Consider the following 11,998-nt stretch of genomic DNA (forward strand, 5'->3'; position numbering starts at 1 on the left):
CGATCCTCAAGGCCGGCGGCGCCTACGTACCGCTGGACCCGGAATACCCGCGTGATCGCCTGAGCTACATGATTGCCGACAGCGGCATCGACCAGTTGCTGACCCAGCCGCACTTGCTGGCCAGCCTGCCGATTCCCGATGGCGTACAGACCCTGTGCCTGGAACCCGCTGGCGCGGACTTCGCCGGGTGGCCGATGCACAACCCGCAGGTCGAATACGACGCCGGCAACCTGGCCTACGTGATCTACACCTCCGGCTCCACCGGTATGCCCAAAGGCGCGGGCAACGCCCATCGCGCCCTGACCAACCGCCTGATGTGGATGCAACAGGCCTACGGTCTGGACGCCAGCGACACCGTGCTGCAGAAAACCCCGTTCAGCTTCGACGTGTCGGTGTGGGAATTCTTCTGGCCGCTGATGACCGGCGCCCGACTGGTGGTCGCGGCACCGGGTGACCATCGCGATCCGGCGAAGCTGATTGCGCTGATCAACGCCGAGCGTGTCACCACGCTGCACTTCGTGCCGTCGATGCTGCAGGCTTTCCTGCAGGACACCCACGTGTCGAGCTGCACCGGTCTCAAGCGCATCGTCTGCAGCGGTGAGGCGCTGCCGGTGGATGCGCAGGTTCAGGTGTTCGCCAAACTGCCGCAGGCCGGTCTGTTCAACCTGTACGGCCCGACCGAAGCGGCCATCGACGTGACCCACTGGACCTGCCGCGACGAAGGCCGCGATGGCGTGCCGATCGGTCAGCCGATTGCCAACCTGTCGACCTTCATTCTCGACAGCGGCCTCAATCCGCTGCCGGTGGGGGTGGCCGGTGAGCTGTACCTCGGCGGCATCGGCCTGGCCCGTGGTTATCACCGTCGTCCGGGGCTGAGCGCCGAGCGTTTCGTCGCCAGCCCGTTCGCGGCCGGCGAGCGGATGTACCGCACCGGTGATCTGGCGCGTTACCGCGCCGACGGCGTGATCGAGTACGTCGGGCGCATCGACCATCAAGTCAAACTGCGCGGTCTGCGGATCGAGCTCGGTGAAATCGAAGCGCGACTGATGGAGCATGCTGCCGTGCGTGAAGCGGTCGTGGTTGCCCGTGATGTGCTGGGCAGCCAACAGCTGGTGGCGTACCTGGTGCCGAGCGATCCGGCGACGCTCGATGCTCCGGACACCGTGCGCAATGAACTGCACGAGAGCCTGTCGACCTGGCTGGGCGCGAGCCTGCCGGATTACATGGTGCCGGCGCACCGGATGTGGCTGGCGCGGATGCCGCTGAGCCCCAACGGCAAGCTCGACCGCAAGCGTCTGCCGGCGCTGGAGTTTTCGGCTTCGCAGCAACATGTCGAGCCGGTCAACCCCACCGAGCAGGCATTGGTGGAGATCTGGAAAGAGGTGCTGGGCCTTGAGCGGATCAGCACCACCGACAGTTTCTTCGCCTTGGGCGGCGATTCGATCATCTCGATTCAGGTGGTCAGCCGCGCCCGTCAGCAGGGCCTCGAACTGAGCCCGAAAGACCTGTTCCAGCAACCGACCATCCAGCAACTGGCCTTGCGTGCCCGGGCTAGCGAAGGCACCCCGGCACCGCAGACCGCGCTGGTCGACCTGCCGCTGCACGGCTTGAGCGAGGCGCAGATTGCCGAGCTGCCGTTGCCGCAAGGGCAACTGGACGGGCTGTACCGCTTGTCGCCGATGCAGCAGGGCATGCTGTTCCTTGGTCTGAATTCGCCGGACGGTGACCTCTATATCAACCAGGTGAGCATTCCGGTGCAGGGCCTGGAACCGGCGCGCTTCAAGGCGGCGTGGGAAGCGGTAAGCCGTCGCCATGACATTCTGCGCACCGGTTTCCTCTGGCAGGACATGGCCGAGCCGTTGCAATTCGTGCTCGCCGATCCGCAACTGCCGGTGAGCCTGCTCGACTGGCGTGATCAGGACCACTCGCAAGCCGCGTTGCAGGCGCTGGCCGCCAGTGAACGGGCCAAGGGGTTCGACCTCGACCGTCCGCCGCTGCAACGCCTGACGCTGGTGCAAGTGGGCGAGGACAGTTATCAACTGATCTGGACTTATCACCACATCCTGATCGATGGCTGGAGCAGTTCGCAGTTGATCGGTGAAGTGCTGAGCCAGTACTCCGGCCAGCCGCTGGCCGAAGCCGTGCCGTACCGCCGCTACATCAACTGGCTGCAACAGCAGGATGCCAACGCCAGCGAAGGTTTCTGGCGTGAACATTTGAATCTCCTCGACGAGCCGACTTACCTCGCCGACGCCGTGGCGCGCACCGGTGACGGTCGCGGTCATGAAGCGCTGTACAGCCGTCTGGGCGAAACCCGCACCGAACAGCTCAAAGCTTTCGCCCAGTCCCAGCGGGTCACCCTCAATACGCTGGTGCAGGGCGCGTGGCTGATGCTGCTCAGCCGTTACAGCGGCCAGCGCAGCGTGACTTTCGGCGCTACCGTGGCCGGGCGCCCGGCGAGCCTGCCGGCGTCGGAATCGATCCTCGGTCTGTTCATCAACACCTTGCCGGTGATCAAGGACGTGCCGGCGCAACAGGCGGTCGGTGACTGGCTGCGCGACCTGCAGGACTTCAACCTGGAAATGCGCGAGCGCGAATACACGCCGCTGTCCGACGTTCAGCGTTGGGCCGGTCGCACCGGGCAGTCGCTGTTCGACAGCATCATCGTGTTCGAGAACCATCCGATCGATCAGGCGTTGCGTGAGTGGCGCGACGACTCGCTGAAGTTTGGCGAGAGTGCCAGCGCGGGCCTGACCAACTTCCCGATGGACCTGATGGTCACCCTCGAAGAAGGACTGGTGATCGAGTACATGTTCCTGCGCGAGCACTTCGACCGGGCGACCGTCGAAGGCATCCGCAGCAACATGGAGGGATTGCTGGTTGCGCTGACCGAAGACGCTGCGCAACCGCTGGGCCGCATCGGCCTGCCGACCGCGCAGGTGGCGGACAAGGTACCGGTTGCGGTGCAATCGCCAGCGTCGGCGGTGCATCAGCGCATCGGCCAGTGGGCTGCGCAACGCGGCGAGCAAACCGCGGTGGTCTTCAACGATCAAACGTTCAGTTACGGCCAGATCGAGGCCCGGGCCAATCGTCTGGCCCATGCGCTGATCGCCGAAGGCGTCGGCCCGGAAGTGCGGGTCGGCGTGGCGTTGCCGCGCAGCGAAAACATGATCGTCGCGCTGCTGGCGGTGCTCAAGGCGGGCGGTGCCTATGTGCCGCTGGATGCGACCTATCCTCGCGAGCGCTTGAGTTATCTGATGCGCGATTCCGGTATCGCGTTGTTGCTCAGTGATTCGAGCCTGCGTCAGGTGATGCCGACCCAGGACAACCTGCATGTGCTGGAACTGGATCGACTGGACCTGAGCGCTCATCTGGATACGGCGCCACAGGTTTCGGTAGAACCGGGCAACCTGGCGTACGTGATTTACACCTCCGGCTCCACCGGTTTGCCGAAAGGCGTCGGCGTGGCCCACGGGCCGCTGGCGATGCACTGCGAGGCGATCGGTCAGCGGTATGAAATGAGCGAAGCCGATTGCGAGTTGCACTTCATGTCGTTCGCTTTCGACGGCGCCCATGAGCGCTGGCTGACCACGCTGACCCATGGCGCACGCCTGCTGATCCGTGACGACAGCCTGTGGACGGCCGAGCAGACGTACAACGCCATGCATCAGCACGGCGTGACCGTGGCGGCGTTCCCGCCGGTGTACCTGCAACAACTGGCCGAACACGCCGAGCAACACGGCAATCCACCGCCGGTACGCATCTACTGCTTCGGTGGCGATGCGGTGCCGGTGGCGAGCTTCGAACTGGCCCGGCGCGCGCTCAAGCCGCAATACATCATCAACGGCTACGGCCCGACCGAAACCGTGGTCACGCCGCTGATCTGGAAGGCCGGCGCCGAAGATGAATGCGGCGCCGCCTACGCGCCGATCGGCAGTGTGGTCGGCGAGCGCAGCGGTTACGTGCTCGACAGCGATCTGAACCGTTTGCCGGTGGGCATCGCCGGCGAGCTGTATCTCGGCGGGGCGCTGGCGCGAGGTTATCTGGGCCGTTCCGGCGGCACCGCCGAGCGTTTCGTGGCCAACCCGTTCAGCGCCGATGGCAGTCGTCTGTACCGCACCGGCGACCTGGTGCGCCAGCGTGCCGACGGTACGGTCGACTACCTGGGGCGGATCGATCATCAGGTGAAAATCCGTGGTTTCCGTATCGAACTGGGTGAAGTCGAGGCGCGCCTCAAGCAACAACCGGGCGTGCGCGATGCAGCCGTGGTCGCCCGCGAGGGCGTCAGCGGCAAACAACTGCTTGGCTACGTGCTGGCCAGTGCCGATGCATCGCAAGGTCTGTGCGACCGCCTGCGTGAGCAGCTCAAGGCCAGCCTGCCGGACTACATGGTGCCTGCGCACCTGATGTTGCTCGAACGCATGCCGCTGACGCCGAACGGCAAACTCGATCGCAAGGCCTTGCCGGACCCGGACGCCGAACAGCGTCAGGATTACGTGGCGCCACGCACCGAGCTGGAGAAGGCCCTGGCGAAGATCTGGCAGGAGGTGCTGAAGATCGAACGGGTCGGCCTCAACGACAACTTCTTCGAACTGGGCGGCGATTCGATTCTCAGCCTGCAGGTGGTTGCCCGCAGTCGTGTGCTCAAGGCTCAGGGCCTGAGCCTGAAACTGCGCGACCTGATGCAGAAACCGAGCATCGGCGAGCTGGTGGCCAGCGTTCAGGGCTCGACCGGGAAGGCCTCCGGACTGCTGGCGATGAACGCCGAGGTCAAGGGCAAGGCGCCGTTGTTCTGCATCCATGCCGGTTTCGGCACGGTGTTCGACTACGAGCCGCTGGCCCGTCGCTTGAGCGGTCAGCGCCAGGTGTTGGCGATCCAGTCGCGGATGTTGCTCGACCCGGCCTTCCGCGATACGTCGCTGGAACGCATGGCCAGCGATTACGTGGCGCAGATCCGCGAGAAACAGCCGCAGGGACCGTATCACCTGCTGGGCTGGTCGCTCGGCGGTACGCTGGCGATGCTGATGGCGGCGCAGCTTGAGCGGGAAGGGCAGCGGGTGCAATTCGTCGGTCTGGTGGACAGCTTCGTGGCGTCGGCGGCGATCAATGCCGGTGCGGTGGATGACTGGCGAGCCGATCTGCGTGATTTCCTGCGGGTCACGCTGCCGGACGCCTCGGACGTGACCATCGAGGGTGAAGAAACCGTGCAGAACCTGCGCGCGATCTTCAGCGCCGCGATGGGCACCGAGACGGGAGCGTCGACTTACGTGGCGCTGGGGGCCGACGAACTGGCCCATGTGTTCAGCGTGGCGCGCCGGCTCAAGCAGTTGTCGTTGCAGCTCGACCGCTGCCCGCCGCTGGCGGTGCAACCGATCTGCTGGTGGACTCTCGGTCGCGAAGAGGAGGCGGTGGAACTGGCCGCCCAACTCGAACAGCCGGGCATGGGCGGCGAATGGCTGGACTGCGGGCACTTCCAGATCCCGCGGGATGAAACTTTCCTGTCCGAGGCTGAAGAAATGCTCGGCGAGTTCGTTGAATCAGTAGTCATGTCCTGAAACCCGCTTTGTAACCGGAAACACCACTCGGGCGCCTAAGGCGCCCGAGTGGTCTGGAGAAATTGAATGTCGTTGAATCCTGATATCGCCGCGTTCCTGCAACTGGTCGGCAACGGCCGTGCCAGCGGCAAACGCGTGGGCATGCATGAGCTGACCCCGGAACAGGCCCGCGAGCAGTTCGATCAGTCATCGCTGCTGATGGACGCCGGCGGCGAAGACCTTGCTGTGGTCGATGAGCTGCAATTGCCGGTACGCGACGGTTCGCTGCTGGACGCGCGGATCTACAGCCATCAGCCGTTGAAAACCGGGGCCGGACGTCCGGCGCTGTTGTACTTCCATGGTGGCGGTTATGTGGTCGGCAGCCTCGACTCCCATGATTCGCTGTGCCGGGCGCTGGCGTCGATGGCCGATTGTGTGGTGCTTTCGGTGGCCTATCGACTGGCGCCTGAGTTCCGTTTTCCCACCGCGGCGGACGATGCACAGGACGCCTGGGACTGGCTGGTGGCCAGCGCCCGGGACCTGGGTCTGGACACTGACCGTCTGGCGATTGCCGGCGACAGCGTCGGTGGCAGTCTGGCCACGGTGCTGGCGGCGCAATTGGCGGGTGCTCCGGTGCAGCCGCGTTTGCAGGTGCTGATCTACCCGGTCACCGACGCCAGTCGCAGCACACCCACCATCGAGCGTTACGCCGAGGGCTATCTGCTGGAGAAAGCCTCGCTGAACTGGTTTTACGACCACTATCAGCGTGAGGCGGCCGATCGTCTCGATCCGCGCTTTTCGCCGTTGCTGGGTGAGGTTCCGGTCCATATGGCACCGGCGTTGCTGGTGCTGGCCGAGTGCGATCCGCTGCACGACGAAGGCGTGGCGTACGCCCGGCATTTGCAGGCGGCGGGTGTCGAGGTCGAGTTGAAGGTGTACGAAGGCATGACCCATGACTTCATGCGCATGGGCGCGATCATCGATGAAGCCGAGGAGGCGCAGCAGCACATTGCCGAGCGGCTGGCGCAGGTGTTTACGGCGGGGTAGCACGGGTTATTCGAGGGACTGAAAAGGGCCGCTGTCTGCGGCCCTTTTCTTTTGTCCGGGATTTGCATTCGGGCAGACAGCAAAACGCCGGCAGACGCCGGCGTTTTGTCTGGCGCCGAGCGTGTTACCAGTTGTAGGTCACGTCGGCGGTCATGGTGCGGCCTTCGCCGTAGTAGCAGTCCAGGGTGCTGTTGCAGCTGGCGACGTACTTTTTGTCGGCGAGGTTTTCCAGGTTCATCTTCACTTTCACGCCTTTGACGTGCAGCGGCGATTTCTCCAGGTCGTAGGAGACCATGGCGTCATATACGGTATAGGACGGGATCTGGAAGGAATCCTCCTCGTAGTCCGAGCCGTAGCTGCTGCGCACGTAGCGGGTACCCAGGCCCATGCCCAGACCGGCCAGCGGGGTGGAGACGTCGAAGTCGTAGTTGACCCACGCCGAGGCGGTCAGCGGCGGGCTCATGGCCAGGGTGCGGCCTTCGCGACCGTCGTTGACGCTGCGCCATTTGATCTGGTTGCGCGACACCGAAGCCAGCACACGCAGGTTCTGGGTGACGTTGACCTTGCCTTCCAGTTCCACGCCGCGCGAGCGCACCGAACCGCTCTGGCTGCTGAAGCCCGGGTTCTGCAGATCGTTGGTCAGCATGTTGTTCTGATCGATCTGGTAAGCCGACAGCTGGATGAAGCCGTCGACGAAGCTCGGCTCATACTTGATACCGACTTCGTACTGCTTGCCCTCGGTCGGTTCGAACGGACGGCCGTTCATGTCGGCGCCGGTCTGTGGCAGGAACGATTCGGCGTAGCTGACGTACGGCGTCAGACCGTTTTCGAACTCGTAGCCAAAGCCTGCGCGTCCGGTGAACTTCTCGTCCTTGATGTTCGAACGGTTGCCGCCCAGCGGTTCCTTGTTGATGGTCTCGGCGAAGTCGTAGCGACCGCCGACGGTCAGGAACCACTGGTTCCAGCGCATCTGATCCTGGGTGTACAGGCCGGTCTGCTTGATCGTGTTGTCCCAACGGTAAGGCTGGCGGAAGTTGAACTCGCTGCCGTAGACCGGTTTGTACAGGTCGATGGCCGGTCCGGTCCGGTCATAGCGACCGAGGAACTTGGAGTTGAAGTGGTAGTAGTCCACGCCCAGCAGCAGGGTGTGATCCAGCTCGCCGGTCTTGAATTTGGCCTGGGCGATGTTATCGACACCGAAGACCTTGTTGTCCTGGGCCCAGTCCACACCAAAGCGGGTCTGACGGCTTTCGTCATCGGCACCGGTGACCGGATTCGGTTCGAAGGAATAGCCGTGCAGCGGTGCGATGTAACGGTCGTTGAGCTGCGCGTAACGGGCGTTCTGCTTGAGGGTCCAGACGTCGTTGAGTTCGTGGGAGATCTCGTAGCCGAGCACGAACTGTTCGCGGTCGTACTTGTTCACGTTCGGCTCGCCGAGGAACAGGCTGCGGCTGATGCGACCGTTGGCGCTGCGGTACACGGTGCCGTTGGCCGGCAGGCCCTGGGCTTCCGGGGTGTCGTGGTCTTTCTGGTACTGGCCGTACAGGGTGATGCTGGTGCGGTCGTTCGGCAGCCAGGTCAGGCTGGGCGCGAGCATCATGCGTTTCTGGTCGGCGTAGTCGATCTGCGAGTTGCTGTCGTTGACCACACCGGTCAGGCGATAAAGCAGTTCGCCCTGGTCGTCGAGCGGGCCGCCGAGGTCGAAGGCGCCGTATTTGCGGTCGTAGCTGCCGCCACCGACGATCACTTCATGCAGCGGTGTGGCGGTCGGGCGCTTGCTGACCATGTTGACGATACCGCCCGGCTGGTTCTGGCCATACAACACCGATGCCGGGCCCTTGAGCACTTCGATGCGCTCCAGGCTGTACGGGTCGATCTGCAGCGAACCACCGGTGCTGCCACCGCCGTAGGGCAGGTGCAGGCCGTCGAGGTACAGCGGGGTTGGCGAGAAGCCGCGAGACGTCGGCTCATCGAAAATCTTCACCCGGTCGGAGAAGCCGCCGCCGGTCATGCCAGCGGTGTAGCGCAGGGCTTCGGTGACCGATTGCGAACCGCGCATCTTGATTTCGTCCTGGGTGACGACGTTGATGGTCTGCGGGATTTCCTTCAGCGCGGTATCGGTCTTGGAACCGGTGGCGCTGCGTTTGGCGACGATCCCGTCCACGGGACCCCAGGCCGATTCGCCGGCGGCGGTGATGCTGGTCGGTGCCAGGTCCAGGGCCGCGCCGTTGCTGCGGGCGCGCAACGATACATTGTTGCCCTGCACGCTGTAGGCGATGTCGGTGCCCTGCAGCAATTGCGCGATGGCGGCGGTCGGCTCCAGGCTGCCACTGACGGCGGTGCTGCGCAGACCGCTGACGTCGTCCGGGCTGTAGAGCACTTGCAGATTGGTCTGGCGACCGAATTCCTGCAGTGCGCTCCCCAGCGACTGTGCAGGAATATTGATCGCCACCGCTGCGGCCTGCACCTGACCGATCACCGGCAGGGTCAACGCCAGGGCGCAAAAAGCGGGAAGGGTAGTGCGCAAGGAGCGGCGGATCAGCAGAGCTTTGGCGAGCGGGTGGAGTCCGTGCGGTGCGGGCATTGTTCTTCTACTCTTGAAAGTGTTGACTGAGAACGATTTCTATTAACTGTATGTAAGACGTTGAGCCTCCCGAAAACCGGAAAGGCTCGACGCACTTTTTTTACAGATGTTTCACAATCAGGCGGGTTGCAGCTCGGTGACCACTTTGCCGGCGTTCATGCGCACCAGTTGGTCGGCGACGTCGAAGTAACGATCGTCGTGGGAAATGACGATGATGGTCTTGCCCAGACGCTTCAGGTCCGGCAGCAGTTCGGTGTAGAAGATCCGCCGGAACGTCGGATCCTGGTCGGCGGCCCACTCGTCGAACACCAGCACCGGACGCTCTTCCAGCCATGCGTTGATCAGCGCCAGGCGCTTGCGCTGGCCGGTGGACAGATCGGTGGTGGTGAACGCGCCGTCGCGCACGCTGACCTTGTGCGCGATCTCCAGGCGTTCGAGGTATTTGTTCGCGTCCTGCGGAATATGCGTGTCGCCCTGCACCACGTCGTCGAACAGGTAATAGTCGGCGAAGATCGTGGTGAACAACTGGCGATAATCATCACGGGTGAGGGCGGTGACGACCTGACCGTTGAGGCGGATTTCGCCTTGCTGCGGCGCATACAGGCCCAACAGCAACTTGATCAGGGTGGTCTTGCCGCAGCCGTTTTCGCCGACGATGAAAATGATGTCGCCCTGATCGATCTTCAGGTTCACCGGCCCCAGACGGAACGGTGCCGCGCCTTCCACGGTCGGGAAACTGTACGAAACATCGGTCAATTCCAGACTGTGCACCGGGGTTTTCCGGTTGCCCTGATCGTTGAGCAGCAAGTGCGGTTCGGGCGAAGAAAACTGCTCGGAGAGTTCGGCGATCCGGCGGAAGGCGATCTGTGCACGACCGACAATCGGCAACGCCGCCATGACGTGTTCCAGCGGACCTTTCATGTACAGCAGCACCAGCACGAAGCCGCTCATCACCGCTTTGTCGGCGCTCGGCCACAGCGATTGCAGGGCCAGCGCCAGGCCGATCACCACGAAGAACAACATCGAGCCGAGGGTCTTGGCGATCACGTAGATGTTCACCGAGCGCACCTGGGTGTCGCAGATGCGGTCGGCGGTGCTCTGGATGCCTGAAACGAACATGCGGTGGCGACGTGGGCGGTGGATGCGCAGTTCCTTGGCGCCTTCGGCAATCGCGTTGTAGTTTTTCTGCAAGTCGTCTTCGTGGTCGCGGGCCTCCATGAAACCCTGCATGCCACGGCCCTGGGCCATGTATTGAATGATCGTGCCGATCAGGACCGCCACCGCCATCATCAGGAACATCGGCCACGACAGCATCGCCAGATAGCCCATGCAGCCGAGAGTGACAGTCATGGAGATGGCCAGGGGCGAAAAGGCAAAAGCAAAGTCACTGATGGTGTCGACGTCGTGGGTCAGCACCGGGATCAGTCGATGGCTGCGGTAGCGTTCGATCTGCTCGATGGGCGCCGACAGCACCTTTTCGCCGAGTTCCTTGCGCAGCCTGGCGATGATGTGCTGGCCGACGAAGTTGGTGCCGATGTCGGAGAAGATCGAACTGGCCAGGGCCAGCAGGCACAGGCCGGCGAATACCGCGACCACCGTGCTGGTCAGGCCGGCTTCGGAATGCAGCGCGTTATTGATCGTCGCCAGCAACGCCGTGACGCTCAGGCCGCCGACCATGCCGAGCAGGATCGAGCCGGCAACGATCAGCCGAAAGGGTTTGAGCAGGGCGAACAATTCATTGATCACCCCGCGTGTTGGTTTGCTCATGGAGGTTCCCTGCGTGAAAGAGCGGCAAAGGCCTGCATCGGCTGCGGGCGTCGCCTGGGTGACGTAGAGGGCAGTGGCGCGTCGCAATGGATCGCGCCATCTGTAGAACGACTGGCGGGAGGGTTAATTTAGCGTGGCGATGGCGGGTTACAGGTCCCGGGCGACGCGGAAGCCGATCCAGTCGCCGCGTTCGGTCGGCACCAGCGCATTGCGATTGCCGGAGCGTGAAAATACCGGTGCTTCGCCCCAGTCGTTGCCGCGGATGCGCCTGAATTCACACTGGCCGGTCAGCCAGGCGCTGCCGTCGCTCGGCGCGCCTTCGTAGTTTTCGTTGTAGCAGTCGGCGGTCCATTCGTAGACGTTGCCGTGCATGTCGTACACGCCAAAAGCGTTGGGCGGGAAACTGCCGGCCGGGGCAGTAAAGTTATAGCCGTCGGCGGCGCCATAGGTGTTGGCGTGTTTGGCGATGCTGTATTCCTTGCCCTCATCGAACGGAAAGGGGAACGGGCCGCTCGTACCGCCCCGGGCCGCATATTCGCGCAGGGATTCACTGACCAGTCGATATGGTTGACCGGTCTTTTTCGACAGCCACGCCACGTAGGCGTTGGCTTCGGCGAAGTCCATGCACACCGCCGGATGCCGGTCGGTGTACTGCTTGCGCGGGTCACTGCCGGCGTAGTCCGGAACTCCGGCCTTGCACGCGCGACCCGGACGATCGTCGCCGTCAGGCATGCGGTAGCCGGTGTCCTTGAGGTAGGCGAACCATTCGCCCTTGAGCACCTGGAAGCGGCTGATGGCCAATGGTCTGGCAAAGGTCACCGGGTGCATCGGACCTTCATCGGGCTCGCGGCCCACTTCATCTTCCGGAGTGCCCATGGTGAAGGTGCCGGTGGGCAGCACGACCATTTCCGGACAGTCCTTGCAGTCCTTGAACACCTTGCCCGGCGCTGGCGCTGTGGCCGCTTGCGCTGCGCCTGGCAGCAGGCTCGCGGCGAGGGCGGCGAGCATCAGCGCCGGCAGGGTTTTCACGGCAGAACGAGGCAGTTCACTGTTCATTTCGAGTCTC

5 protein-coding genes (1 of these 5 running past the window's edge) are annotated in these 11,998 nt (G+C 63.6%); 2 read left to right on the forward strand and 3 right to left on the reverse strand.

The annotated features are described in order from the left end of the window. A protein-coding gene (locus NWV16_RS10045) for a non-ribosomal peptide synthase/polyketide synthase (RefSeq protein ID WP_260522889.1) crosses the window boundary here: on the forward strand, positions 1-5,555 show its 3' portion. 9,502 nt of this gene lie to the left of the window's left edge; only the last 5,555 of its 15,057 coding nucleotides appear in the window; its start codon lies beyond the left edge, outside the window; the stop codon is at positions 5,553-5,555. A 66-nt stretch (positions 5,556-5,621) separates the two neighbouring features. Continuing rightward, on the forward strand, positions 5,622-6,581 hold the full coding sequence (locus NWV16_RS10050) for an alpha/beta hydrolase (protein WP_260522890.1): 960 nt from the start codon (positions 5,622-5,624) through the stop codon (positions 6,579-6,581). Between the two features lie 124 nt (positions 6,582-6,705). Here NWV16_RS10050 and NWV16_RS10055 read toward each other — a convergent pair whose 3' ends face one another. The 3 genes from NWV16_RS10055 to NWV16_RS10065 all read right to left on the reverse strand — a co-directional run bounded on the left by NWV16_RS10055 (position 6,706) and on the right by NWV16_RS10065 (position 11,988). Continuing rightward, a complete protein-coding gene (locus NWV16_RS10055; protein WP_065257428.1) occupies positions 6,706-9,165 on the reverse strand; it encodes a TonB-dependent siderophore receptor in 2,460 nt (819 codons plus the stop codon). A gap of 117 nt (positions 9,166-9,282) precedes the next feature. Beyond that, complete coding sequence (locus NWV16_RS10060) at positions 9,283-10,932, reverse strand: cyclic peptide export ABC transporter (RefSeq protein ID WP_260522891.1); 1,650 nt, start codon at positions 10,930-10,932, stop codon at positions 9,283-9,285. Between the two features lie 147 nt (positions 10,933-11,079). After that, positions 11,080-11,988, reverse strand: a complete 909-nt coding sequence (locus NWV16_RS10065) for a formylglycine-generating enzyme family protein (protein ID WP_260522892.1) — start codon at positions 11,986-11,988, stop codon at positions 11,080-11,082. Positions 11,989-11,998 lie beyond the last annotated feature (10 nt).

This window comes from Pseudomonas sp. BW7P1, assembly GCF_024981055.1.
In the GTDB taxonomy this organism is placed as follows: Bacteria; Pseudomonadota; Gammaproteobacteria; order Pseudomonadales; family Pseudomonadaceae; genus Aquipseudomonas; species Aquipseudomonas bananamidigenes.

What these genes read in the sequence shown, in the direction of transcription:
- NWV16_RS10055 (WP_065257428.1), bottom strand. Translation starts at nt 9,165, where the DNA reads ATGCCCGCACCGCACGGACTCCACCCGCTCGCCAAAGCTCTGCTGATC.
- NWV16_RS10060 (WP_260522891.1), bottom strand. Translation starts at nt 10,932, where the DNA reads ATGAGCAAACCAACACGCGGGGTGATCAATGAATTGTTCGCCCTGCTC.
- NWV16_RS10050 (WP_260522890.1), top strand. Translation starts at nt 5,622, where the DNA reads ATGTCGTTGAATCCTGATATCGCCGCGTTCCTGCAACTGGTCGGCAAC.
- NWV16_RS10065 (WP_260522892.1), bottom strand. Translation starts at nt 11,988, where the DNA reads ATGAACAGTGAACTGCCTCGTTCTGCCGTGAAAACCCTGCCGGCGCTG.